Consider the following 23,160-nt stretch of genomic DNA (forward strand, 5'->3'; position numbering starts at 1 on the left):
TATGAAAATTGCATTTGTCTTTCCCGGCCAGGGATCGCAGTCGGTCGGCATGCTCGATGCCTGGGCGGGCAATGCCGCGGTTGACCGCGTGCTTGTGGAGGCCTCCGATGCCTTGGGGCAGGATCTAGGCGCCTTGATCTCCGGCGGGCCCGCCGAAGAACTGAATCTCACCACCAATACGCAGCCCGTCATGCTGACGGCCGCAGTGGCCATGTACCGCGCCTGGCTGGACGCGGGGGGCTTGCCGCCTGCACTGGTCGCCGGCCATAGCCTGGGTGAGTATTCGGCGCTGGCCGCTGCGGGGGCAATCAGTTTGCAGGATGCTGTTCGAGTAGTGCGTATACGGGCCGATGCCATGCAGGCCGCCGTGCCTGTGGGCACCGGCGGCATGGCGGCCATACTGGGGCTGGACGACGATGTCGTGCGCGATATCTGTGCGCAGGCTGCCCAGGGACAGGTCGTCGAAGCGGTCAACTTCAATGCCCCGGCTCAAGTCGTGATCGCGGGTCATAAGCAGGCGGTGGAGCGTGCATGCGAGCTGGCAAAGTCCCAAGGCGCCAAGCGCGCCCTGATGCTGCAGGTCTCCGCGCCTTTCCATTCCAGCCTGCTTCAGCCCGCCGCGCAGGTGCTGAAACAGGCGCTGGCGGCCATAGACATCAAGTCGCCGGCGATTCCGCTGATCAATAACGTGGATGTCGCCACGACGTCGGACAGCGACGCCATACGCGATGCCCTGGTCCGCCAGGCGTGGCATCCCGTGCGCTGGGTCGAGACCATACAAGCCATGAAGGCGCAGGGTGTGACTCATGTCGTCGAGTGCGGTCCGGGCAAGGTGCTCGCAGGCTTGACCAAACGCATAGACCGGGATCTGGTCGGACTGGCCATTACGGATACGGCTACGCTGCAGTCAGCGTTGGACACTTTACAAGGATAGGGTTATGGACAACAAACCGCTGGAGGGCAAGCTTGCCCTGGTTACGGGCGCTACGCGCGGTATCGGCAAGGCCATCGCACTAGAACTGGCTACCCAGGGCGCCACGGTGGTCGGCACAGCAACATCCGAGGCCGGTGCGGTGTCGATCAGCGATATGCTGGCCGACTTGGGCGGACGCGGTGTGGTGCTGGACGTCAATGACGTGGACGCTTGCGAGGCCCTTATCCACGAGCTGGCGCAAGGCAACGGCGGCCCGCAAATCCTGGTGAACAATGCCGGCATTACCCGCGACAACCTGGCCATGCGCATGAAAGACGACGACTGGGACGCAGTGGTGGAAACCAATCTATCGGCGGTCTTTCGGCTGTCGCGAGCGGCCATCAAGCCCATGATGAAGGCCCGCTGGGGGCGCATCATCAATATAACTTCTGTGATTGGCTCCACGGGCAATCCGGGCCAAGCCAATTATGCCGCCGCCAAGGCCGGCGTGGCGGGCATGGGGCGTGCTCTTGCGCGTGAACTGGGTAGCCGCAATATCACAGTCAATTGCGTGGCTCCGGGGTTCATCGAAACCGACATGACCCGCGCTCTTAACGAAACCCAGACGGCGGCTATTCTTACCCAGATCCCTTTAGGGCGCATGGGTTCGGCTACCGACGTGGCATGCGCCGTAAGCTTTTTGGCCGGTCCGCAGGCCGGCTACATCACAGGGACTACCCTGCACGTGAACGGCGGGATGTACATGTAACTGCCGGACATACCCCTGCGTTGGGGTAAAATCTTTTGTTTTCGCCCAATGGCGGTATTACTGTTTTTTTTATCATAGCCAGCACCATTACCAATTTCGTTTGGCTATAATTCGCGGGAATTTTCCCCACTTGGAGATCTGCATGGAAAGCATCGAACAGCGCGTCAAGAAGATCGTCGCTGAACAACTTGGCGTTAATGAAGCCGAGATCAAGAACGAATCTTCCTTCCTTGACGACCTCGGTGCCGATTCGCTCGATATGGTCGAGCTCGTGATGGCACTCGAAGACGAATTCGAAACCGAGATTCCGGACGAAGAAGCCGAGAAAATCACGACGGTTCAGCAAGCTGTTGATTACATCACGTCGCACAGCAAGCAGTAATTTCAATGTGTGGGTGCGGCGCTCCGGTTACGCTGCCACACCCCAAAGCGGTTTATTGGTATAGGCACGCTGCTTGGCCAAATTCTCATCGGAGTTTGGCGTCGCATTGCGTCTATTCGCATTAAGCCGCTTTTTTATTTTTAGGAGTCATCCGTGAAACGACGTGTCGTCATTACCGGTCTGGGTATTGTTTCGCCAGTCGGCAACGATATTGACAGCGCATGGGACAATATCGTGAATGGGCGTTCAGGTGTCGGACGTATTACGCGTTTTGATCCGTCCGCATTCAATGCCCAGATTGCGGGTGAAGTCAAAGATTTCGACATTACGCAGTACATGTCGGCCAAAGAGTCCAAGCAAATGGATACCTTCATCCATTACGGCGTGGCTGCAGGTGTACAGGCATGGCGTGATGCCGGCCTGGAGATCACCGACGAAAACGCCGATCGCATCGGCACGATTATCGGATCCGGCATCGGCGGCCTGCCCCGGATAGAAGAAACTCAAATCGAATATCTGCAGCGCGGTCCGCGGCGCATATCGCCGTTTTTTGTACCGGCCTCGCTCATCAACCTGATCTCCGGTCAGTTGTCCATCATGCTGGGCCTTAAAGGCCCCAGCTATGCAGTGGTTTCGGCCTGCACCACCGGCTTGCACTCCATAGGCGATGCAGCGCGCCTGATCGAATACGGCGATGCCGATGTCATGGTGGCCGGCGGGGCCGAATCCACTGTGTCGCCCTTGGGCATAGGCGGCTTTGCCGCCATGCGGGCGCTTTCCACCCGTAACGACGACCCCACGACGGCTTCGCGCCCCTGGGATCGCGATCGCGATGGCTTTGTGCTCGGCGAGGGTGCCGGCGTCCTGGTGCTGGAAGAGTACGAACATGCCCGCAAGCGTGGGGCGCGCATTTATGGTGAATTTGGCGGCTACGGCATGAGCTCCGATGCCTATCACATCACCTCGCCCGACCGCGACGGCCCGCGCCGTGGCGTGGCGCATGCCTTGCGCAATGGCCAGGTCAATGGCGACGAAGTCGACTACGTCAACGCGCACGGCACCTCCACGCCATTGGGAGACAAAAACGAAACTGAAGCGCTCAAGCTGGCGTTTGGCGACCATGCCAAGAAGCTGGTCGTCAATTCCACCAAGTCGATGACCGGTCATCTGCTGGGGGCGGCCGGCGGCATCGAAGCGGTTTTCACTACGCTGGCTGTCTACCACCAAATATCGCCGCCCACGATCAACATCTTCAACCAGGACCCAGAGTGCGACCTGGACTACTGCGCCAACGAAGCGCGCAACATGAAGATAGACGTGGCGCTGTCCAACTCCTTCGGATTTGGCGGCACCAACGGTTCCATGATCGTGCGGAGGCTCTAGGCTGAGGCCCCCCGTGGCTGCCACCGGGCAGTGGCCCATCCGTCGCACGCACTGGACGGATCTGGCGGGCGCCGTGCTGGGCCGGCCCTTACCCGGCCAAGGTACACTGATACTGCGCACTGACGGGTGCTGGATGATCACCAGCCACGGTCAAGACCGGGTGCTGCACCTGGCCCATGCCTGGCAAGCATGGGCGTGGCTTACCCTCAGACTGGGCGACGACCCGCCTGTAGCGGCGTCGTCGGTACAGGTCACTATTTGGAAAGCCGCCGTCCCGAAGGCGGCGTGGCGCCAGTTGTGTCTGGCCGTGGCCCGGCAGCTTGCGCTGCCACGACGGGCCCATATCAAGGAAGCCTCATGAGCGAACGCGATGTCGATGCCGAACTGGTTGCACGAGTTCAGCGTGGCGACAAGCGCGCGTTCGATTTATTGGTTCTGAAGTATCAGCGCAAAATCATGCGCCTGCTGTCGCGAATGATACGTGACCCGGCCGAGGTCGAGGACGTGGCCCAGGAGGCCTTCATCAAGGCCTATCGAGCCTTGCCGCAATTTCGCGGCGACAGCGCCTTTTATACATGGTTGTATCGGATCGCCATCAATACCGCCCGTAACTGGCAGGCCGCCAGCGGGCGGCGTCCCATTACGCTAAATGCAATAGAAACCGAAGACGGTGAAACTTTTAGCCAGATCGATAACCTAACTGACAACAGCACCCCCGAATCCACGCTGGCCAGCCGCCAGGTGGTCGAAACCGTCAACAAGGCCATCAACAGTTTGCCCGATGACCTGCGCACGGCAATTGTGCTGCGTGAAATCGAAGGTATGAGTTACGAAGACATCGCCCAGAGCATGGGCTGCCCGATCGGTACGGTGCGCTCTCGCATCTTCCGCGCCCGGGAAGCCATCGCCGCCCAACTGCGGCCTGTGCTCGAAAGCGATACCGAGCGTCGTTGGTAAGGAGCCAGGAATGCAAGCGGTCCATCAAGCCAGAGTCGAACAGGAAGAAGAAACTTCCTGGGAAGCATCCGTATCCACCTGGATAGACGGAGAGGGCGAACCGCGGCCGGAAGAGCTTGATTCGCCCTACGGCCGCCAGGTGTGGGACACCTATCACCTTATCGGCGACGTCATGCGCAATGAGGATCTGGCCATTAAACCCAGCGATCTTTTCTACGCCCGCGTCTCCAAGGCTATCGACGCCGAGCCGCACATCGTCGCGCCGCGCCTTGCGCGCCGCCGCGGGCCCTTGCGCGCCGGCCTTTCCGGCTTGGCTGTAGCGGCTGCAGTGGCCACGGTAGTGTGGGTCGCCTTGCCTTACTTTTCGGCTCCCGGAACTCCTGCGGCGCAAGACACCCAAGTGCTCGCCAGCGCGGCCGACGATCCCGGCTTCAACGACTACCTGGACGCTCATCGCGAAATCGCCGGCATGAACCCCGTGCGCCAGGCATCGTTCGAGGTCGCTCGCTAATGCGCAGGGCTGCCCGCAAGCTGCTTGCTCACCGTCGATGGTATTACGCTCTGGCGCTGGTGACTGCCTGTGCGGTCGCCACGCCAGGTTATGCGGCAGACGCGCCCGACGACAGCACAGTGCCTGCCGTAGCCTTGCTTAAAAAGATGCACGCCGCCGCCCGTCAACTGGATTACGCCGGCGTCTATACCTACCAACACGGCTCCACCATGGTGTCATCCCGCGTGACCCATGTGGTTGACGGCACGGGCGAGCGCGAACGCATCGAGATGCTGGACGGGCCACAGCGCGAGTTTTTGCGCCATAACGACATCACGCAATTCCTGGTACCGGAAAAGAAGCTGGTCGTTGTCGAGCGTCGACGCATGGATCGCTTCCCGGCGTTGCTGTTGGGCGATGGCGCCGCCGTTGGCGAGCATTACGAAATAAGTATCCAGCCCACGCAACGGCGCATCGCTGGCCGCGAGTGCACGGTCATACAGTTGCTACCCCGAGACGAACATCGCTACGGCTATCGCCTGTGCGCAGATACCGAAACCAATTTGCTGCTGAAGGCCCAGACCGTCAGTCTGGATCAGGGGGTAGTGGATCAAATTTCCTTCACCAGCTTGCAACTGGGCGACAAGGTGGTGCCTGGCCAGTTGGCCTCGAATTGGAACTTTAAGGACTGGCGGGTACTCGAAACCGCCATGACACCGATAGATCTTGCAGCAAAAGGCTGGCGCATTCCCTTCCCACCGGGCTTCGCTCCGGTAACTCAGGTGTCCCGGCCCATGAAAGCCGGGCGGCCGGTCAGCCAGATGGTAATCACCGACGGCCTGGCCGCCATCTCGATCTTTATCGAGCCGCACGACCCTGCCGGCCCGCCCGCAGGCACCGGCGTGGCGGCCAGCAAGGGCGCCATGAATATCTATCGCACCCGAGTCGGAGAATTCTGGCTCACTACCCTGGGCGAGGTGCCGGCAGGCACTTTGCGCGACATCGCCGAGAGCACCGAATACGTGCCATTGGCCAGCCACTAATAATTCAATTTTCAAACCAGGAGTTTCATGATGCTTTCTGCTTACACCAGCAACGGAAAAATCAAACGACTGCTTGCATGCGCTTCTGCTACGCTGCTCGTGGCTTGTACCACGATAGGCGCCGTGACCAGCGCGCAGCCGACATCAACGCCAGTGCCAGTGCTGGCCGTGCCCGACTTCACACAAGTGGTCGCCGACACCGAAGGTTCGGTAGTCAATATCCGCACTACCGAGGCGGTGCCGGTACGCAATCCGGCCATGGGACCCAACAGCAACGATCCCTACGAGATGTTCCGCTGGTTCTTCGGACCGGATTTCATGCCGCCGGGCATGCCCGGTCCGCGCCAACGCAACACCCCTGACGCCGCGCCCCAAGAGCGCACGGTGCCACGTGGGGTGGGCTCGGGTTTTATTATCTCGGAAGACGGCTACATACTGACCAACAACCACGTCGTTGCCAAGTCCAATGGCATCTTCGTGACCATGACCTCGGGCAAGGAATACAAGGCCACTATCGTGGGCACCGATCCGCGCACTGACGTGGCCTTGCTCAAGATCGATGCCGATGGCCTCAAGCCCCTGCCTATAGGCGACTCCACGACCCTCAAGAAGGGCCAGTGGGTATTGGCTATCGGTTCGCCGTTTGGACTGGATTCCACCGTCACATCGGGCATCGTCAGCGCCATTAATCGCGATACGGGCGACTACCTGCCCTTCATCCAGACCGACGTGGCAGTGAACCCCGGCAACTCGGGCGGGCCGCTTATTAACCTGGCCGGTCAAGTCGTCGGCGTCAACTCGCAAATCATTTCGCAAAGCGGCGGCTTCATGGGTATTTCCCTGGCCATCCCCATCGATGAAGTCATGCGGGTCGTCGAGCAGCTCAAGGCGCACGGCAAGGTTACGCGCGGTCGTATCGGCGTGCAGATTGCACCGGTCTCGGAAGATGTCGCCAAAGCTATCGGCCTGGAAGAGGCCAAGGGCGCCATGGTCAGCAACGTAGAAGAGGGCGGTCCTGCCGACGACGCGGGCATCCGGTCCGGCGACGTCATCATCAAGTTTGATGGCAAAGACATCTCGCACATGACCGATCTGCCCCGCATCGTTGGCGCAACCAAGCCGGGCGGCAAGGTGGACATGCAGGTGTGGCGCAAGGGCAAGGCGGTTACGCTGAAAGTTACGGTGGGCGAAATGCCGTCGCCGGACAGCGAAACGGCAAGTCCGACCGCCGAGCCACCCGCTGCCACGCCGGTCGATGCTTTGGGCCTCAAGGTTACCGAAGTCAGCAGCGCCCAGCGCGACAAGCTGAATATCCGTGGCGGCGTACAGGTCACACAAGCCGAAGGTCCGGCCGCTACGGCAGGGTTGGCCGAGGGCGACATCATCGTTACCATCAACGATGTCGACATCACCAGCCCCGAGCAGTACGCCAAGGTTGTTTCCGGCCTGAGCACTTCGCGGGCGGCGGCGCTTCTGGTGATGCGTGGCAATCAGTCCCAGTGGATAACGGTTACACCGGAAAAATAATCCCAGAAACGGCTAAAATGCGGTAAAGCAAAAGGGGGCGCCCTCTGGCGTCCCCTTTTTTGTGGCTGTTTAGTCGGCCTCTCTATAATTACCCGCTCATCATCCCCGATCGGGCTTTACCCTGCAGGTTTATGGATCACATCCGCAACTTCTCCATCATTGCTCATATCGACCATGGCAAATCCACGCTGGCTGACCGCCTGATTCATCGCTGCGGTGGCTTGGCAGACCGTGAAATGTCCATGCAAGTTCTTGATTCCATGGATATCGAGCGTGAGCGCGGCATTACCATCAAGGCACAGACAGCCGCTTTGGAGTACAAGGCCCGGGACGGCAAGGTTTATGCACTGAACCTTATCGACACCCCCGGCCACGTGGACTTCTCTTACGAGGTCAGCCGGTCATTGTCGGCTTGTGAAGGAGCCTTGTTGGTCGTGGACGCCACGCAAGGCGTCGAAGCCCAGACCGTCGCAAACTGTTATACGGCGATCGAGCTCGGTGTGGAAGTCATCCCCGTGCTGAACAAGATGGATCTGCCGTCTGCCGACCCCGAAGGCGCTCGCCAGGAGGTCGAGGACGTTATCGGTATCGACGCTTCCGAAGCGATCTTATGCAGTGCCAAGACCGGTATGGGCATTGACGATATCCTCGAAGACATCGTGGCCAAGGTGCCCGCACCCGTAGGCGATCCCACCAAACCGCTGCAGGCGCTCATCATCGACTCGTGGTTCGATAACTACGTCGGCGTCGTCATGCTGGTGCGTATCGTCAACGGGGTGCTCAAGCCCAAAGAAAAAATCCAATTGATGGCCTCCGGCTTTACCCACCTGTGCGAACAGGTGGGGGTATTTACGCCAAAATCCGTCAACCGCAGCCATTTGTCTGCCGGCGAAGTCGGCTTTGTGATTGCCGGCATCAAGGAACTGGAACACGCCAAGGTCGGTGACACCGTCACTTTGGCCGGCAAGCCGGCCTCGGCCGCCTTGCCGGGCTTCAAAGAGGTCAAGCCGCAGGTATTCGCTGGGCTTTACCCGGTCGAAAGCAGCGAATACGACCAATTGCGCGACTCGCTGGAAAAACTCAAGCTTAACGATTCATCGTTGATGTTCGAACCCGAGGTCTCCCAGGCTTTGGGTTTTGGCTTTCGCTGCGGCTTTCTGGGCTTGCTGCACATGGAAATCGTGCAGGAACGCCTCGAACGCGAATTCGATATGGACATCATCACCACGGCGCCGTCCGTGGTGTACGAAGTACAACACCGCGACGGCACCGTGGCCATGATAGAAAGCCCGTCGCGCATGCCCGAAGTCGGTGACATCGCCGAAATCCGCGAACCCATCGTGACAATTACCCTGTTCATGCCCCAAGAATACGTCGGGCCGGTGATGTCGCTATGCATGGCCAAGCGCGGCGTGCAACTGAACATGACGTACCATGGTCGCCAGGTGCATCTTATGTACGAGATGCCTTTGGCCGAGATCGTGCTCGACTTTTTCGACAAGCTCAAGTCGGTCTCACGCGGCTATGCTTCCATGGATTACGACTTCAAGGAGTACGCCGCTGCCGACGTGGTGCGTGTGGACCTGGTCATCAATGGAGATCGTGTCGATGCGTTATCCATGATGGTGCACCGCAGTAACGCCCGCTATCGGGGCCGCGAAGTGGTCTCCAAGATGCGTAGTCTGATTCCCCGGCAGATGTTCGATATTGCCATCCAGGCCGCCATAGGCGCCGAAGTGGTCGCCCGCGAGAACGTGAAGGCCCTGCGCAAGAACGTACTGGCCAAGTGCTATGGTGGTGATATTTCGCGCAAGAAGAAATTGCTGGAGAAGCAGAAGGCCGGCAAGAAACGAATGAAGCAGGTCGGCAACGTAGAGATTCCTCAGGAAGCTTTCCTGGCGATTCTGCAGGTCGAGGACAAATAACTTGAAAAACAAGAAGGTGTGCCGGGTATGAGCTGGGATTTCGCTCTGATTCTATTTTTGCTGCTGTTGTTGACTGGCATAGTGTGGTTTCTGGATTTTTTCCATCTGCGTGCCCGCCGTCGCGCCGCTGGCGTCACCGCGATGGCGGCTACCGAGCACATCACCGTCGGGATGGCGCCGCCCGAGGCTCAGCGCCTGCGCCAGCAAGCTTACGACAAGGCCAATAAGGCGCCGTGGTGGATAGAGTATTGCGTCAGCTTTTTTCCGGTCATCTTGTTTGTTTTTGCGCTGCGCTCTTTCATTGTCGAGCCGTTTCGGATTCCCTCGGGATCCATGCTGCCCACCTTGCAAAACGGCGACCTGATCCTGGTCAATAAATTTCAGTATGGCATCAGGCTGCCGGTGCTCGACAAGAAGATCGTCGAGATAGGATCGCCACGTCGTGGCGACGTCATGGTGTTTCGCTATCCGGTAGATCCGGATGTCGACTATATCAAGCGCGTGGTGGGTCTACCGGGCGATGTCGTGCAATACCGCAACAAGTCGCTTACGATAAACGACCAGCCGGTCCCCACGGCACGCGATGGCGACTTTTTCGAGCCTGACCGTTCCGCCTATGTGGGCCGGTACACTGAAAAACTGGGCAAGGTCGAACACCGCATACTGCTCAACAAGCAAGCACCGCAAGGCTACATGCCTATTACCGATTTCCCCTATCGCGAGAATTGCGAATACCTGAGCAACGGCGTGCGCTGCACGGTTCCGCCCGGGCATTATTTCATGATGGGCGATAACCGCGACAACAGCCTCGACAGCCGCTATTGGGGTTTTGTTCCGGATGAGTACATCGTCGGACGGGCGTTCTTCATCTGGATGAACTTCCGGGAACCCAGCCGCATAGGTGGTTTCCGCTAATGGCCGGACTGGCGTCCTTACAGGCTGCGCTGGGCCACGAGTTCAGCGACGCCTCTTTGCTTGAACAGGCGCTGACTCATCGCAGCCATAGCGCCAAGCATAACGAGCGCCTGGAGTTTCTGGGCGACTCGGTGCTTAATTTCGTGGTCGCCTCGCTGTTGTTCGAGCGCTTTACCAAGATAGACGAAGGCGACCTGTCGCGTTTGCGCGCCAGCCTGGTCAAGCAGGCTTCGCTTGCCGATATCGCCACGCGCTTGTCCTTGTCGCAGTATTTGCGACTGGGCGAGGGCGAGCTGAAAAGCGGCGGCTTCCGTCGACCGTCCATTCTGGCCGATGCGCTCGAGGCTTTGTTCGCCGCCGTCTTCCTTGATGGCGGGTTCGACGCGGCCCGCAAGGTCATCGCCCGGCAATACGAATCGATACTGGTCAATGTTGACCCCAAAACGCTGGGCAAAGATCCCAAGACGCTGCTGCAGGAACTCCTGCAAGCCCGCAAACTGGATCTTCCGCTCTACACCGTTGTCGCCACCCATGGCGCGGCGCATAATCAGATGTTCGAGGTGGAGTGCCAGATACCCAAGCTCGACATCAAGGTGTCTGCCGGCGGCTCCAGCCGACGCGCAGCCGAACAGTCGGCTGCGCAGTTGGCGATTGCCGCCATCGATGCCCTGACACCAGCCAAAGGCTCAGGTCGTTCGCGCGCACGCAAGTCGGCGCAGTTGTCCTTGCCGGTGGCCGTGTCCCAGGAGACCAAATGAGCAATCCCTTTCGTTGTGGCTTCGTCGCCATTGTGGGCCGACCCAACGTCGGCAAGTCCACGCTTGCCAATGCCCTGATCGGCAGCAAGATCTCCATCGTTTCACGCAAGGCACAAACGACCCGCCACCGGATACACGGTGTCCTGACGCGCGAACATGAACAATTCGTTTTTGTCGATACGCCCGGATTCCAGACGCGTCATGGCGGCGCCATGAACCGCATGATGAATCGCGTCGTCACCCAGGCGCTCGCGCAAGTCGATGTCGTCGTGCATGTGGTCGAGGCGGGCAAGTGGTCGGCCGGCGACGCGCAACTGCTGCCTCTGTTGCCCGCAGACGGCAAGACCATATTGGTGGTCAACAAGGTCGACGCGGTGAAAAGCAAGAACGACATGTTTGCCTATGTCAGCAAGATCATGGCGCTCCATCCGTACTCTGCCGTGGTGCCGGTCAGCGCTTTGCGCGGCGTCCAGCTGGAGAACCTGTTGCAGGAGATCGCCACGCGCCTGCCCGAAGGCGAACCGATGTTCGAAGCCGACACACTCACCGACCGGCCCATGCGTTTTATCGTGGCCGAACTGATACGCGAGAAAATCTTTCGCCTGGTGGGGGACGAACTGCCTTACGGCTGCACCGTCGTCATCGAGGAATGGGAAGAGGACGATACCGGCGCACGCGTCGCGGCCTGCGTGGTGGTCGAACGCGATACGCACCGGCCCATTTTGCTGGGCGCCGGCGGCGGGCACATGAAACGCATCGCTTCCGAGGCCCGCCAGGACATGATCAAGTTGCTCGAGAAGCCCGTGCACCTGGAGGTGTACATCAAGGTGCGCAAGGGCTGGTCGGATCGCGAAAGCGCTCTGCGCGAATTGGGATATGAGTAGACGGACGCAACGCGTCCAGGATGCGGCCGGCTACCTGCTGCATTCGGCTCCATGGCGGGAAACCTCGCTGATCATCCAGGTCTTTACGCGCCATCACGGCAATGTGGCGCTGGTCGCCAAGGGCGCCAAAAGGCCGTACTCGGTCTTGCGCCCCGTATTGTCCGCCTTTCAGCCGCTTAGCCTGTCCTGGAGCGGGGCCAACGAAGTACGCACCCTGACGCGAGCCGAATGCGCCGGCATCCGGCCTTTGGGCGGTCGGGCGCTGATGTCGGCGTGGTACATGAATGAACTGTTGCTGCGGCTGCTGGCCCGCGAAGATCCTCACCCGGTCCTGTACGACGCCTATGACGCAGCGCTGCAACAACTGGCATTCCAGCAATCTGCCGCCAGTGCCTTGCGGCGCTTCGAGTGGATACTGCTGAACGAGACCGGCTATGGCCTGGGGGATGACATGCCTGATTTCGATGATCCCCAGGGAGAGCCGGCCTTGCGCCAGTCCTTGCGAGAGCGTCTGAACGCCTTGCTGGGCCGCCCCTTGCAGACGCGTAAGGTGCTGATGGAGCTGCAACGCTATTGAATTCTCTTCCCGACGTCGTCGTTCTGGACACCTGTGTCCTGATCTCCAATGTGTTGCGCCGCATGCTGTTGCGCCTTGCCACCGAGGGCTGCTTCCGGGTGGCCTGGAGTTCGGTCATTGGCGATGAGTGGTGCCGGAATGCCGCGCGTTTATGGAAGGTGTCCGACGACGACATCCGGGCGCAGTGGCGCGAGCTTCAGCAGGCGTTTCCGGCGGCCGATTGCGGGGATGTCACGGCCTTCAAGAACGGCTTGCAGCGTAGCGACCCAAAAGACTGGCATGTGATTGCTGCGGCACGCGTGCTGAAGGCTCGCTGCGCGCAGGACAGTGTCGCCGTACTGACCCGTAATATCCGGGATTTCAACCGCAGTGAGTTGCGCGGCCTGAATCTGCAGTTGCTGGATCCGGACCAATTCTTCCTGCACTGTCAACAGCAATTTCCCGACGAAATGTCCACCCTGCTACGCAGCCTGCCGGACGATGTGGTGGCGCCGGGCGGCGTGCCGGACCCGGTAGACGTGATCTTGCGTCGTGAGCGCCTGTTCAGGCTGAATCGGCTTAGCGGGTATGCCGTATAAAAAAACCGGCAAGACTGGACGTCTTGCCGGTTTTTTTGTGCCCGCCAGTGTCAACCGCGAGGGAGCGGCTGCCCGGCTGGTGGTTATTCGCGACTACCGCCGAATATGCCCAGCAGCATCAGCAGGTTGGCAAAGATGTTGTAGACATCCAGGTAGATGGCCAGCGTGGCGCTGATGTAGTTGGTTTCGCCGCCGCGGATCACCCGTTGCAGATCGACCAGCAGCAGCGCCGAGAAGATGCCGATGGCCAGCACTGATACTGTCAGGACCAGGGCCGACAATTGCAGGAAGATGTTGGCCACCGACGCCACGATCAGCATGATGACGCCAATGAACAGGAACTTCTGCATGCCCGAGAAGTCGCGCTTGCTGGTGGAAGCCACCGTAGCCATGGTGCCAAACACCACGGCCGTGCCACCAAAGGCCAGCATGATCAGTTGCGCGCCATTACCCATGCCCAGCACGTGGCCCAGCAGCCGCGACAGCATGACACCCATGAAGAAGGTGAAGGCAAGCAGCAGGGCGACGCCCATGGAGTTGTTCTTGTTGCGCTCAATAAGATACATGAGGCCAAAAGCGCCGACCAGGAAAACAATGACGCTGGTACCGGGGCTGGCCGCCATGAACTGGTTGACGCCGGAGCTAAGGCCCACCATCGCACCGAACACCGTCGGTATCAGTGAGAGCGCCAGCAGCCAGTAGGTGTTGCGCGTGACACGGTTGCGTACGATTTCGGACGTACTGCCGGTGTAGCCGCGAGTGGCTACCTGTTCGCGAAAATCGTTCATGGTGAGTTCCTTTAATGATTTATCAGTATGCTGTACTACGACCCTCAGTGTAGCCCTGAGTTCCTTGTAGCGCTAAAGATTAACTGACAAATTGCTGAATGCGCAAGTATTACCACGCATAGTGCCGGCATTTACCGGGAAGGGCGGGCCGAATCGGCAGAACCGGCGGCGCGTCCGGAAACATCGTGGGCATTAAGCGTGTGGCCGGCCGATTGATACTGGCGCCAGCGCTCTCGGGCGGCTTGTTTGTCGTCATCGCGGTCCGAGACGATTTCGAGAATGCGTTCATAGCCTTCAGCAGTGGGAGGGCAACCGGCATCGAGATTGATTAGCCATGGAGGCAGGCCGGTAGCACCACCGCCCGGCAGTTCCGTTGGCAGGCTGCTGGTAAGCGTTACGGCGCTTTCTGCTGCCAGCGGGTCGCCGGCAAGGACATGCGGGATGAAGGCTGTGGGCTCGAAACTCCATAACAGGCGATCAAAGCGGGCAAGCTCTTGCGCATCTTGCGTATAGACGACCAGTGGGCGGCCTGCCAGGTAGTGCTTGCGCACTACTTGGCAGGCCATCCGCAAGCGGTCTGGCGCGCCGAAGGCAAAGTCGATGCGTACCATGCGGCTGGCTTAGTTTGCCTGCTCGATCAGGTAATGGACCAGGAGCGGGACCGGTCGGCCCGATGCGCCTTTCTCTTTGCCGCCGCGCCACGCTGTTCCGGCGATATCCAGGTGGGCCCATGGATAGCTGCTGGTGAAGCGCGACAGGAAGCACGCCGCCGTAACGGCGCCGGCAGGCGGGCCGCCTATATTGGCGATGTCGGCGAAGTTGGACCGCAGTTGCTCTTGATAGGCGTCGTCCAGGGGCAGGCGCCATGCAGGATCGGCAGCCGCCCGGCCGGCACGCAGCAGGCTGTCGGCCAAGTCGTCGTCTTTGCTGAATAAGCCCGAATTGACATTGCCCAGCGCCACCACGCAGGCACCCGTCAGGGTGGCGATGTCGATGACCGCTGCGGGCTTGAAGCGCTCGGCATAGGTGAGCGCGTCGCACAGCACCAGGCGGCCTTCGGCGTCGGTATTCAGGATCTCGATCGTGAGGCCCGACATACTGGTGACGACGTCGCCGGGCTTGTTGGCCCGGCCGCTGGGCAGATTTTCGCAAGCGGGGATAATGCCGATGACTTCGCGGTTAAGTTCCAGTTGGGCGACCGCGCGCAAGGTGCCCAGTACACTGGCGGCACCGCACATGTCGTACTTCATCTCGTCCATATTGGCGGCCGGCTTGATCGAAATGCCGCCCGAATCGAAGGTGATGCCTTTGCCCACCAGCACGATAGGCGCCTTGCGATCCTTGGCTGCCGGCCGGCGGCCGGCTGGGGTGTGCTTCAGGACGATGAAGGCGGGGGGCTCGTAGGAGCCGCGTGCAACTGACAGAAAGGAGCCCATATTGAGCGCCTCGAGTTGCTTGCGCTCTAGGACTTCGGCCTTCAGGGTCGTGAATTGCTTGGCCAGTTGCTTGGCGGTTTTGCCCAGATAGCTGGGTGTGCAGACATTGGGGGGAAGGTCGCCCAGCATGCGGGCCAGGTTGATCCCTTCGCCCAGAGCCTGGCCTTCGGACAGACCTTGCTGGGCTTCGGCGGCCTGCCCGCGGGCGGTCCAGATGGCGATCTTGCGCAGGCGTGGGCCGGCTTCACGGCTCTTGCCCAAGGTGGCATCGTAATGGTAGCCGGCACGGGTGCCGGCCGATGCGGCTGCACGGGCGCGTGTGCGTAGGGTAGTATCGGGGCATTCGATGGATGCCAGCGTGGAAACGCCTTCGGTCAGGCCGGCAGCGGCGCAGTATTGGGCGAAGACCAGTTCGGCGCTGCCATGTGCCGTGGCGTTGTAGTTTTCTTGCTTGCCCAGTCCCACCAATACGATTCTTGCAGCAGACACACCCGGAATATCGCGCAGCACGGCGTGGGTATTGCTCTTGCCTTTGAACTCCGTCTTGGTGACGGCGCGCAAGGCGCCCGCTCCAGCGCGGTCGATGACGTCGGCGGCGGGGCTGAGCACGCCGTCCGTGAAAACACCAACGGCCAGGGCGGCGGTCTTGATCTGGTGCAAGGAAGCAGTGGTCTGTGTGCTAAATTCCATTCGAGTTCCCAAGAGTGTCCAAAAGATGCTTATGATTATCCCGCATATTCTCTCATGTCACTATTCAAGCGTTCCGTCGTATCCGAAATCCTGAGCCATGCTGGCGTGGTGTTCTCCACCCTGCTTGTTGTTTGGCTCAGTGTGCTGCTGGTGCGACTGCTCGGAGAAGCGGCGAACGGTTCGATAGGCGCGGACGTCGTCTTTGGTCTGGCGACCTTTTCCAGCATCACGGCCTTGCCCGTCATTTTGTCGGTATCACTCTTTATTGCGGTGCTTACCACCATCACGCGAAACTTCAGGGAATCCGAGATGGTCGTGTGGTTCGCCAGCGGCCTGTCCTTGAAGGATTGGGTCGGCCCGGTGTTGCGCTGCGCCGTGCCCGTGGCCCTGATCATTGCCGTGCTGACGCTGCTGGCATCCCCCTGGGCCTATCGCCAGATCAGCGAGTATCGGCAACGCTATGAGCAGCGCTCCGATTTGTCCAAGGTGACAGCCGGCCAGTTTATCGAGACTGAAGGCGGCGACCGTGTGTTTTTTGCCGAGGAGCCTACCCGGCCCGGCGAAGAAATGGGTAATGTGATCGCTCGGGTCATCGATGAAGAATGGCTTAGCGTCATTACCGCGCAAAGCGCGCGCATCCAGACCGAAGAGAACGGTGATCGCTTCCTGGTGCTCAGTGAAGGGCACCGCTACGATCTGCAGCCGGGCAAGGCTGATTTTCGCCTGATTGATTTCGAGCGCTATGGCTTTCGACTCGAAAGCAAGGCGGAAGCGGGCTCGATAGACGCCGTCCGGGCACTGGCCGAGAGCGAAATCAAGGCCAGGCCCACCGCGCAGCTGCTTCTGGACGACAACGATACCGCCCGCTCGCAGATCATGTGGCGTCTGGCGCTGCCTCTGGCTGCGCTCAACCTGGCCTTGCTTGCCATCCCCCTGGGAGCCGTCAACCCACGGCTGGGTCGCTCTGGCGACTTCCTGATCGCTGGCTTGGTGGGCCTGCTGTACATGAACTTGATCAACCTGTCGCGCGGCTGGATAGGCAACGGCCAGCTCAGTTTCGGCATAGGGATCTGGCTGGTCCATGCCGCATTTACCGCGCTGATGGTCTATATGATGTGGCGCAAGTTACGGGTCAAGGCGCCGCGACGATCTGCGCAGAACGTCGCCACCGCGACTGGTCCCTAGCCGCTGTCGCGGGGCAGGTATTGCAGCGTGCCGGCCTGCCCGTACAGCAGCGGCTGGTTCAGCTGCACCGATTTCTTCAGGAAGTCCCATAGCGCCATCACACGATTGGAATAGCGCAGGTCTTCATGGCAATACATCCAGAAGCTGCGCGTCACTTCGACATGATCGTCCAGCACCACTTGCAGGCGCGGATCCTGGGCAGCGATGAAGCAGGGCAGGATGGCCAGCGATTGCCCTTGCAGTGCGGCATGATATTGCGCAATGACGCTGGTGCTTTTGAAGATCACGCGCTGGGTTGCCACGATATCTTCCAGATAGCGCAGCCTATCGCTGAACAGCAGTTCCTCCACGTAACCAATGAAACTATGCGCGGCCAGGTCTTCCGGCGTTTTGATGGCGGGCGCGGCATCCAGATAGGCCTTGCTGCCGTACAGCTTCAATGCGTAGTCGTGCAGCTTGGTACACAGATAGGGCCCGCGCTGCGGGCGTTCCAGTGAAATGGCAATGTCGGCTTCGCGTTTGGACAGACTGATGAACCGGGGCACCGGCATGATGTCCAGCGTGATGGCGGGGTAGCGCCGCTGGAAGTCTGTCATCAGTGGCGCCAGCACGTAATTACCGAAGCCTTCCGTGCAACCCACCCGCAAGTGGCCGGATAGCGTCCGCGATTGGCCCGACACCGCCTCTTGCGCCGTGATCAATGTGCCTTCCATCTGCTCGGCATACGTAAAGAAACGCACGCCTTCCTCGGTTAGCGTAAAGCCGGTGGACTTGGATTTGTCGAACAGCACAGTGTCCAGGTCGCGCTCGAGCGCACGGATGCGGCGCGATACGGTGGTGTGCTGCACGCCCAGGCGCTGCGCCGCCGCGCTGACACGCTGCGTGCGGGCCACTTCCAGAAAATAGCGCAGTCCGTCCCAATCGAGCATGAAATCCGTTGTGCATTAATTAGCATTGAATGTGCAAATATTCTCGTGGAAATAAGTTTTTTACACAACTACACTCGGGAAAGCGGCTGACACAAGCCGCCCTTCAGTGCCCCGAAGCACACCGAAGACGTGCCTCGCCGCACCCAAAACCATAAGACAACGGAGACCAGCATGAAAAAATTTGCGACGTTCCTGGCGGCGGGCTTGTGTTGTGCGCTTGCCGGATCTGCATATGCCGAAGCGCCGCCGGTGAAGATCGGCATACTGACCGACATGTCCGGCACCTATGCGTCCATGGGGGGGGCCGGATCCGTGGCCGCCGCCAAGCTTGCCATAGAAGACTGCCTGGCAGCTGAATGCAAGGGCATGGATATCCAAGTGGTGTCGGCCGACAACCAGAACAAGGCCGATGTGGGTGCCGCCAAGGCGCGCGAATGGTTTGACCGTGACGGCGTGACCGCTATTGCCGACTTGACCAATTCTGCCGTGGCCCTGGCGGTGCAAGGCATCGCCAAAGAGAAAAACAAAGTGGTCATGTTCTCGGGCCCGGCAACCACGGGCTTGACCAACGATGCCTGCTCGCCTGTGGGGTTCCACTGGATGTTCGATGTGTATTCCCAATCGGTGGGTGGCGTCAAAGCCATGATCGATAAGGGCGGCAAGTCATGGTTCTTCATCACCGTTGACTACGCTTTCGGCCATTCGCTGCAGAAGGGCTCGGAAGACATGGTCAAGGCGCTGGGCGGCACGGTGGTGGGCTCGGTACTGCATCCGCTTAACGTGCCTGACTTCGCTTCCTACCTGTTGCAGGCACAAAGTTCGAAGGCCGACGTCGTGGCCTTTGCCAACAGCGGCGCCGACGTCGTGAACGCCATCAAGCAGGCGAGGGAATTCGGCATCGTTGAAGGCGGACAGCGTCTGGCGTCCTTGCTGATATTCCTGTCCGACTTGCGCGCGCTGGGCCTGGAGAATGCGCAGGGCCTGACTTACGTCGATGGCTTCTATTGGGATTTCGATGACGACACACGCGCCTGGTCGGATCGTTATGCCCAGGCCTTCGATGGCTTGAAACCGACCATGACCCACGCCGGCGTGTATTCCAGTGTCTTGCATTATCTCAAGGCAGTCGCGGCAACGCAGTCTACCGAAGGCGATGTGGTTGCGGCAAAGATGCGCGAAATCCCCATCGACGATGCCGTCATGCGCAACGCGTCGATCCGGCCGGACGGACGTGTCATACACGACATGTATTTATATGAAGTGAAAACGCCGGCCGAGTCGTCCAGCGAATGGGACCTGTCCAAGCTGGTGGCGACCATACCCGCCCAGGAAGCCTTTCAGCCGCTGGCCAAGTCAAGCTGCCCGCTGGTGAAGAAAAGTTGATTCATTACGCATCATGAATGCGCCAAGGAGACCTTAATGAGTGCAGTTCCCCGTATCCCGCTGCTGATCGGCGGCGAGCTTGTGCAGTCCAAAACCACCGAATGGCGCGATGTCGTGAATCCCGCCACCCAGGAGGTGGTCGCGCAAGTTCCTTTTGCGACCCAACAAGAGCTGGAACAGGCGGTCGCCAATTCCAAGGAAGCTTTCCAGACCTGGCGCAATACCAGCCAGGCGACGCGCACCCGCGTGATGCTTAACTTGCAAAAACTGGTGCGCGACAATGTCGAGGCCTTGGCGAAATCGATCTCGCTGGAACATGGCAAGACCTTGCCCGACGCCGAAGGCGAAGTGCATCGCGGCCTGGAGGTCATCGAGCATGCTTGCGCGATGGCCTCGTTGCAATTGGGCGAATACGCCGAGAATGCCGCCACAGGTATCGACGTATACACACTGATTCAGCCGCTGGGCGTATGCGCCGGCATTACGGCGTTCAACTTCCCCATCATGTTGCCCTGCTTCATGTTCCCCATGGCCATCACGGCAGGCAATACCTTCATCCTTAAGCCTTCCGAGCAAGACCCCAGCTCTTCACTGATGCTGGCAAAGCTGGCCCTGGAGGCGGGCTTGCCGCCAGGCGTGCTCAACGTCGTGCATGGCGGGCCGGACACCGCCAACGGCTTGTGCGACCATCCCGATATCAAGGCTGTCTCCTTTATCGGCTCCACGCACGTGGGCACCGAGATCTATCGGCGCGCCTCGAACGCCGGCAAGCGCTGCCAGGCCATGATGGGTGCCAAGAACCATTGCGTGATCTTGCCCGATGCTGATCGCGAGGTGGCGCTTAATCAATTAGTGGGGGCCGCTTTTGGCGCGGCGGGCCAGCGCTGCATGGCCACTTCTGTGGCCGTGCTGGTTGGCGAAGCTCGCGACTGGCTGCCGGACTTCGTCGAGCGCGCCAAGAAGCTCAAGGTCAGCATCGGCTCGGACCGCGACGCGGACCTGGGGCCGCTGGTATCGCCCAATGCCAAGAAGCGGGTGGAAGGTCTGATCGAACAGGGCACCAAGGAAGGCGCCGAACTGGTGCTTGATGGACGAAAGCTGAATGTGCCAGGCTACGAAAAGGGCAATTTCGTGGGTCCTACGATATTCAACGGCGTGAAAGCCGACATGGCAATCTACCAGGAAGAAATATTCGGGCCAGTGCTTTGCGTGGTCGGTGTCGACACGCTGGAAGAGGCCGTGCAGTTCATCAACAATAATCCCAACGGCAACGGCGTGGCGGTCTTTACACAAGATGGCGGCGCGGCGCGGTACTTCCAGAATCATATCGACGTGGGGCAGATCGGTATCAACATACCCATCCCGGTTCCGGTTGCATGGTTCAGCTTTACCGGTTCGCGCGGATCCAAGCTGGGCGACCTGGGTCCAAATGGCAAGCAGGCGGTGCACTTCTGGACTCAGACCAAAACCGTTACGGCAAGGTGGGTGGCTCACGCATCGGGCGTCAATACGACCATATCGATGAAGTAAGCTTATAACCAATAACAATATATTTCAGGTTTCTTATTACATATAATAGCCCTTCCTATAGGGCTATTTTTTTATGAACCTCCAGCAATTCCGTTTCGTTCGCGAAACGATACGGCGCAACTTCAACCTGACCGAAGCGGCTCGCACCCTGTTCACCTCTCAACCGGGCGTGTCAAAGGCCATTATCGAGTTTGAAGACGAGTTGGGGGTGAAAATCTTCGAGCGTCACGGCAAGCGGATCAAAGGCTTGACCAAGCCAGGACTGGTCGTTGCTGAGGTCATCGACCGCATCATGCGGGAAGTGGACAACCTGAAGAAGGTCAGCGACGAGTTCGCCCGCCGCGATGAGGGTGGCCTGACCATAGGGTGCACCCACGCTCAGGCTCGTTATATTCTTCCCAAGGTCATTCCGGCTTTTCGCGAGCGCTTTCCCAAGGTAAGGCTGTCGCTGGCTGAAGGCAACCCGCCGCACCTGGCCCGCATGCTGCTGCACGAACAGGCCGATGTGGCGATTGCCACTGAGACCCTGGCTCAGACGCCCGGCCTTGCCGCCTTGCCCTTGTATTCATGGGAGCACACCATCGTGGTGCGGCCTGATCACCCATTGGCCGAACTGCGCTCGAGCGAGGCCCGCGACATATCGCTCAAACAGCTGGCCGAGTATCCCATCGTTACCTACGACAGGGCCTTTTCGGGCCGGCGCAGCATAGACGAGGTGTTCGCCGCTGCCGACATCACGCCGGACATCGTCCTTGAGGCCATCGACGCCGACGTTATCAAGACCTATGTGGACGTGGGCCTGGGCATCGGCATTATCGCCGGCATGGCCTTTGACCCGCGCCGCGATAAAGGGCTCGTCGGTTTGCCCGCAGGCCACCTGTTCGGCACGCATACCACCCGCGTTGCAGTGAAGTCGGGCGTGTTCCTGCGGGACTACGTCTACGTGCTGCTGGAAATGATGGCGCCCGAGCTGACTCGCGAAGTGGTGCAAGAGGCCATCGACAAGACACCCAAGGCGGGCTGATCGGTAATGCTCCGGCTGTGACAGGCAACGATTCCCATTTTTATTGACAATGCTAATAAGAATGATTATCGTTACCGGACATCGTCATTTCGGAGCATTCAACATGTCTCACGTAGTCAGCGCAGTAGTCGTCGGGGCGGATCGCCTGGGTAATATTCCGGACTTGCTAAAAGGGCACAATATTGCCATCCGCCACCACATCAGTGGTCGCGATCCCTCGCATCAAAAGAAGACCTTGCAGCTACCTTCGGGCACCGAGCTATTGATCCTGCTTACGGATTTTCTGGGCCACAACGTGATGAAGACTTTTCGTGCCGCTGCGCAACGCGCCGGCATACGGGTTCTGGCATGCCGCCGCTCGGTGTGCAGCATGAAACAGGCTTTGAACCAGTGTGGTTACTGTGAAGCTTGCCCGTTGGCGGCCAATGAGCGCGAGGTGGTAGCGGCCAAGCGGCGAGCGCCGTTATAGCGCTTCTTCCAGTAGGCGACATCCATGCTTTCGATTCGGACGACCGCGCCCTTGCGGGGCGCATGGACGAATTTGCTGTCGCCCAGATAAATGCCCACATGCGAATTGCGATGGCCGCGCGTGTTGAAGAACACCAGGTCGCCCTTGCGCAGCTCGCTGGATTTGACCGAAATGCCTTCACGCGCCATTTGGGATGACTGACGCGGCAATTTCAAGCCCAGCGATTTCTCGGCGGCATAGGCCACCAGTCCGCTGCAATCGAACCCGGTGTTGGGCGTTTCGCCGCCATAGCGATATTTGATACCCAGCATGGTGAGCGCCGTGCTGGCGAATGTCTTGGCCGTTTGCTGTGGCTCGGAAGTGGCGTACTGGCGTTCGCGATTGTTTAGGTAAGCGCCCAGAGGGTCGGCTTGGGTTTGCGCCAGGTAGCGGTCGCGCTCCAGTCTTTCTGCACTGCTTTGCGCGTATTGCTGCTGATTGTCATTGGCGGCGCAACCGGCAAGCACCAGCGCCGAGGCGACAAGAAGGGTTTTTACGCCGCGAAGTAAGAGGTCAGTGGTCAAGTACGGGGATAGTCGGTGCGGCGGCATTAGGATAGGCGGAACATGAAGAATGCGGGCAAGTT

General features: G+C 59.7%; 25 protein-coding genes. 20 read left to right on the plus strand and 5 right to left on the minus strand.

What is annotated here, in order from left to right; translation table 11 throughout:
• The first annotated feature begins 1 nt into the window (after nucleotide 1).
• From fabD to CKA81_RS02420, 15 genes are all read left to right on the plus strand, one after another.
• Nucleotides 2–934: an ACP S-malonyltransferase gene (gene fabD / locus CKA81_RS02350; protein WP_128353862.1), complete on the plus strand. Its 933-nt coding sequence runs from the start codon at nucleotides 2–4 to the stop codon at nucleotides 932–934.
• Between the two features lie 4 nt (nucleotides 935–938).
• Entirely contained in the window at nucleotides 939–1,682 is a 744-nt protein-coding gene (gene fabG / locus CKA81_RS02355) for a 3-oxoacyl-ACP reductase FabG (RefSeq protein WP_128353863.1), read from the plus strand.
• 142 nt (nucleotides 1,683–1,824) lie between these two features.
• Nucleotides 1,825–2,064 carry an acyl carrier protein gene (gene acpP / locus CKA81_RS02360; RefSeq protein WP_043680887.1) on the plus strand — a complete coding sequence of 80 codons (240 nt, stop codon included), beginning with the start codon at nucleotides 1,825–1,827 and terminating at the stop codon, nucleotides 2,062–2,064.
• 153 nt (nucleotides 2,065–2,217) lie between these two features.
• On the plus strand, nucleotides 2,218–3,447 hold the full coding sequence (gene fabF, locus CKA81_RS02365; RefSeq protein ID WP_128353864.1) for a beta-ketoacyl-ACP synthase II: 1,230 nt from the start codon (nucleotides 2,218–2,220) through the stop codon (nucleotides 3,445–3,447).
• Nucleotides 3,448–3,460: 13 nt separating this feature from the next.
• On the plus strand, nucleotides 3,461–3,808 hold the full coding sequence (locus CKA81_RS02370; protein ID WP_128353865.1) for a hypothetical protein: 348 nt from the start codon (nucleotides 3,461–3,463) through the stop codon (nucleotides 3,806–3,808).
• Entirely contained in the window at nucleotides 3,805–4,404 is a 600-nt protein-coding gene (gene rpoE, locus CKA81_RS02375) for an RNA polymerase sigma factor RpoE (protein ID WP_128353866.1), read from the plus strand. Before CKA81_RS02370 ends, rpoE begins: the two co-directional genes overlap by 4 nt.
• Nucleotides 4,405–4,414: 10 nt before the next feature.
• Nucleotides 4,415–4,915, plus strand: a complete 501-nt coding sequence (locus CKA81_RS02380; protein ID WP_128353867.1) for a sigma-E factor negative regulatory protein — start codon at nucleotides 4,415–4,417, stop codon at nucleotides 4,913–4,915.
• Complete coding sequence (locus CKA81_RS02385) at nucleotides 4,915–5,937, plus strand: MucB/RseB C-terminal domain-containing protein (protein ID WP_128353868.1); 1,023 nt, start codon at nucleotides 4,915–4,917, stop codon at nucleotides 5,935–5,937. The genes CKA81_RS02380 and CKA81_RS02385 overlap by 1 nt, the downstream gene beginning before the upstream one ends.
• A 30-nt stretch (nucleotides 5,938–5,967) precedes the next feature.
• Complete coding sequence (locus tag CKA81_RS02390) at nucleotides 5,968–7,464, plus strand: DegQ family serine endoprotease (protein WP_128356482.1); 1,497 nt, start codon at nucleotides 5,968–5,970, stop codon at nucleotides 7,462–7,464.
• 131 nt (nucleotides 7,465–7,595) lie between these two features.
• Complete coding sequence (gene lepA, locus CKA81_RS02395) at nucleotides 7,596–9,389, plus strand: translation elongation factor 4 (RefSeq protein ID WP_128353869.1); 1,794 nt, start codon at nucleotides 7,596–7,598, stop codon at nucleotides 9,387–9,389.
• 27 nt (nucleotides 9,390–9,416) lie between these two features.
• The gene (gene lepB / locus CKA81_RS02400) at nucleotides 9,417–10,304 is read left to right on the plus strand and encodes a signal peptidase I (RefSeq protein WP_128353870.1); all 888 of its coding nucleotides are present in this window, start codon (nucleotides 9,417–9,419) and stop codon (nucleotides 10,302–10,304) included.
• Entirely contained in the window at nucleotides 10,304–11,062 is a 759-nt protein-coding gene (gene rnc / locus CKA81_RS02405) for a ribonuclease III (RefSeq protein ID WP_128353871.1), read from the plus strand. The genes lepB and rnc overlap by 1 nt, the downstream gene beginning before the upstream one ends.
• Nucleotides 11,059–11,946, plus strand: a complete 888-nt coding sequence (gene era, locus CKA81_RS02410; protein WP_128353872.1) for a GTPase Era — start codon at nucleotides 11,059–11,061, stop codon at nucleotides 11,944–11,946. Before rnc ends, era begins: the two co-directional genes overlap by 4 nt.
• Nucleotides 11,939–12,523 (plus strand): DNA repair protein RecO, encoded by a 585-nt coding sequence (recO, locus tag CKA81_RS02415; RefSeq protein ID WP_128353873.1) that lies wholly within the window; start codon nucleotides 11,939–11,941, stop codon nucleotides 12,521–12,523. Before era ends, recO begins: the two co-directional genes overlap by 8 nt.
• Nucleotides 12,520–13,101 (plus strand): PIN domain-containing protein, encoded by a 582-nt coding sequence (locus CKA81_RS02420; protein WP_128353874.1) that lies wholly within the window; start codon nucleotides 12,520–12,522, stop codon nucleotides 13,099–13,101. Before recO ends, CKA81_RS02420 begins: the two co-directional genes overlap by 4 nt.
• An 83-nt stretch (nucleotides 13,102–13,184) precedes the next feature.
• Here the strand turns inward: CKA81_RS02420 and CKA81_RS02425 are convergent, their stop codons facing one another.
• From CKA81_RS02425 to CKA81_RS02435, 3 genes are all read right to left on the minus strand, one after another.
• Nucleotides 13,185–13,889 (minus strand): Bax inhibitor-1/YccA family protein, encoded by a 705-nt coding sequence (locus CKA81_RS02425; RefSeq protein ID WP_128353875.1) that lies wholly within the window; start codon nucleotides 13,887–13,889, stop codon nucleotides 13,185–13,187.
• 131 nt (nucleotides 13,890–14,020) lie between these two features.
• Nucleotides 14,021–14,500, minus strand: coding sequence for a DNA polymerase III subunit chi (locus tag CKA81_RS02430; RefSeq protein WP_128353876.1), 480 nt, complete (start codon nucleotides 14,498–14,500; stop codon nucleotides 14,021–14,023).
• A 9-nt stretch (nucleotides 14,501–14,509) separates the two neighbouring features.
• The gene (locus CKA81_RS02435) at nucleotides 14,510–16,015 is read right to left on the minus strand and encodes a leucyl aminopeptidase (RefSeq protein ID WP_128353877.1); all 1,506 of its coding nucleotides are present in this window, start codon (nucleotides 16,013–16,015) and stop codon (nucleotides 14,510–14,512) included.
• A 54-nt stretch (nucleotides 16,016–16,069) separates the two neighbouring features.
• On the opposite strand from CKA81_RS02435, the gene lptF reads away from it, so the two are divergent.
• The gene (gene lptF, locus CKA81_RS02440) at nucleotides 16,070–17,200 is read left to right on the plus strand and encodes an LPS export ABC transporter permease LptF (protein ID WP_128353878.1); all 1,131 of its coding nucleotides are present in this window, start codon (nucleotides 16,070–16,072) and stop codon (nucleotides 17,198–17,200) included.
• Here the strand turns inward: lptF and CKA81_RS02445 are convergent.
• Nucleotides 17,197–18,129 (minus strand): LysR family transcriptional regulator, encoded by a 933-nt coding sequence (locus CKA81_RS02445; protein WP_128353879.1) that lies wholly within the window; start codon nucleotides 18,127–18,129, stop codon nucleotides 17,197–17,199. The genes lptF and CKA81_RS02445 overlap by 4 nt on opposite strands.
• Nucleotides 18,130–18,300: 171 nt before the next feature.
• Between CKA81_RS02445 and CKA81_RS02450 the strand changes: the two genes are divergently transcribed.
• The 4 genes from CKA81_RS02450 (at nucleotide 18,301) to CKA81_RS02465 (ending at nucleotide 22,535) form a co-directional block, all read left to right on the plus strand.
• Nucleotides 18,301–19,512, plus strand: coding sequence for an ABC transporter substrate-binding protein (locus CKA81_RS02450; RefSeq protein WP_128353880.1), 1,212 nt, complete (start codon nucleotides 18,301–18,303; stop codon nucleotides 19,510–19,512).
• Between the two features lie 36 nt (nucleotides 19,513–19,548).
• Complete coding sequence (locus tag CKA81_RS02455) at nucleotides 19,549–21,042, plus strand: CoA-acylating methylmalonate-semialdehyde dehydrogenase (protein WP_128353881.1); 1,494 nt, start codon at nucleotides 19,549–19,551, stop codon at nucleotides 21,040–21,042.
• 73 nt (nucleotides 21,043–21,115) lie between these two features.
• Nucleotides 21,116–22,066 (plus strand): CysB family HTH-type transcriptional regulator, encoded by a 951-nt coding sequence (locus CKA81_RS02460; RefSeq protein WP_128353882.1) that lies wholly within the window; start codon nucleotides 21,116–21,118, stop codon nucleotides 22,064–22,066.
• A gap of 103 nt (nucleotides 22,067–22,169) precedes the next feature.
• Entirely contained in the window at nucleotides 22,170–22,535 is a 366-nt protein-coding gene (locus CKA81_RS02465) for a DUF2325 domain-containing protein (protein WP_128353883.1), read from the plus strand.
• Here CKA81_RS02465 and CKA81_RS02470 read toward each other — a convergent pair.
• The gene (locus tag CKA81_RS02470; RefSeq protein WP_128353884.1) at nucleotides 22,463–23,125 is read right to left on the minus strand and encodes a C40 family peptidase; all 663 of its coding nucleotides are present in this window, start codon (nucleotides 23,123–23,125) and stop codon (nucleotides 22,463–22,465) included. The two genes, CKA81_RS02465 and CKA81_RS02470, sit on opposite strands and share 73 nt — an antisense overlap.
• Nucleotides 23,126–23,160 lie beyond the last annotated feature (35 nt).

This window comes from Pollutimonas thiosulfatoxidans (genome assembly GCF_004022565.1).
In the GTDB taxonomy this organism is placed as follows: domain Bacteria; phylum Pseudomonadota; class Gammaproteobacteria; order Burkholderiales; family Burkholderiaceae_B; genus Pusillimonas_D; species Pusillimonas_D thiosulfatoxidans.

What these genes read in the sequence shown, in the direction of transcription:
- lptF (WP_128353878.1), top strand. Translation starts at nt 16,070, where the DNA reads ATGTCACTATTCAAGCGTTCCGTCGTATCCGAAATCCTGAGCCATGCT.
- CKA81_RS02465 (WP_128353883.1), top strand. Translation starts at nt 22,170, where the DNA reads ATGTCTCACGTAGTCAGCGCAGTAGTCGTCGGGGCGGATCGCCTGGGT.
- CKA81_RS02450 (WP_128353880.1), top strand. Translation starts at nt 18,301, where the DNA reads ATGAAAAAATTTGCGACGTTCCTGGCGGCGGGCTTGTGTTGTGCGCTT.
- rpoE (WP_128353866.1), top strand. Translation starts at nt 3,805, where the DNA reads ATGAGCGAACGCGATGTCGATGCCGAACTGGTTGCACGAGTTCAGCGT.
- CKA81_RS02380 (WP_128353867.1), top strand. Translation starts at nt 4,415, where the DNA reads ATGCAAGCGGTCCATCAAGCCAGAGTCGAACAGGAAGAAGAAACTTCC.
- rnc (WP_128353871.1), top strand. Translation starts at nt 10,304, where the DNA reads ATGGCCGGACTGGCGTCCTTACAGGCTGCGCTGGGCCACGAGTTCAGC.
- CKA81_RS02425 (WP_128353875.1), bottom strand. Translation starts at nt 13,889, where the DNA reads ATGAACGATTTTCGCGAACAGGTAGCCACTCGCGGCTACACCGGCAGT.
- lepB (WP_128353870.1), top strand. Translation starts at nt 9,417, where the DNA reads ATGAGCTGGGATTTCGCTCTGATTCTATTTTTGCTGCTGTTGTTGACT.
- CKA81_RS02435 (WP_128353877.1), bottom strand. Translation starts at nt 16,015, where the DNA reads ATGGAATTTAGCACACAGACCACTGCTTCCTTGCACCAGATCAAGACC.
- CKA81_RS02445 (WP_128353879.1), bottom strand. Translation starts at nt 18,129, where the DNA reads ATGCTCGATTGGGACGGACTGCGCTATTTTCTGGAAGTGGCCCGCACG.
- CKA81_RS02430 (WP_128353876.1), bottom strand. Translation starts at nt 14,500, where the DNA reads ATGGTACGCATCGACTTTGCCTTCGGCGCGCCAGACCGCTTGCGGATG.
- recO (WP_128353873.1), top strand. Translation starts at nt 11,939, where the DNA reads ATGAGTAGACGGACGCAACGCGTCCAGGATGCGGCCGGCTACCTGCTG.
- CKA81_RS02385 (WP_128353868.1), top strand. Translation starts at nt 4,915, where the DNA reads ATGCGCAGGGCTGCCCGCAAGCTGCTTGCTCACCGTCGATGGTATTAC.
- CKA81_RS02470 (WP_128353884.1), bottom strand. Translation starts at nt 23,125, where the DNA reads ATGCCGCCGCACCGACTATCCCCGTACTTGACCACTGACCTCTTACTT.
- CKA81_RS02460 (WP_128353882.1), top strand. Translation starts at nt 21,116, where the DNA reads ATGAACCTCCAGCAATTCCGTTTCGTTCGCGAAACGATACGGCGCAAC.
- lepA (WP_128353869.1), top strand. Translation starts at nt 7,596, where the DNA reads ATGGATCACATCCGCAACTTCTCCATCATTGCTCATATCGACCATGGC.
- acpP (WP_043680887.1), top strand. Translation starts at nt 1,825, where the DNA reads ATGGAAAGCATCGAACAGCGCGTCAAGAAGATCGTCGCTGAACAACTT.
- fabD (WP_128353862.1), top strand. Translation starts at nt 2, where the DNA reads ATGAAAATTGCATTTGTCTTTCCCGGCCAGGGATCGCAGTCGGTCGGC.
- fabG (WP_128353863.1), top strand. Translation starts at nt 939, where the DNA reads ATGGACAACAAACCGCTGGAGGGCAAGCTTGCCCTGGTTACGGGCGCT.
- CKA81_RS02390 (WP_128356482.1), top strand. Translation starts at nt 5,968, where the DNA reads ATGCTTTCTGCTTACACCAGCAACGGAAAAATCAAACGACTGCTTGCA.
- CKA81_RS02455 (WP_128353881.1), top strand. Translation starts at nt 19,549, where the DNA reads ATGAGTGCAGTTCCCCGTATCCCGCTGCTGATCGGCGGCGAGCTTGTG.
- era (WP_128353872.1), top strand. Translation starts at nt 11,059, where the DNA reads ATGAGCAATCCCTTTCGTTGTGGCTTCGTCGCCATTGTGGGCCGACCC.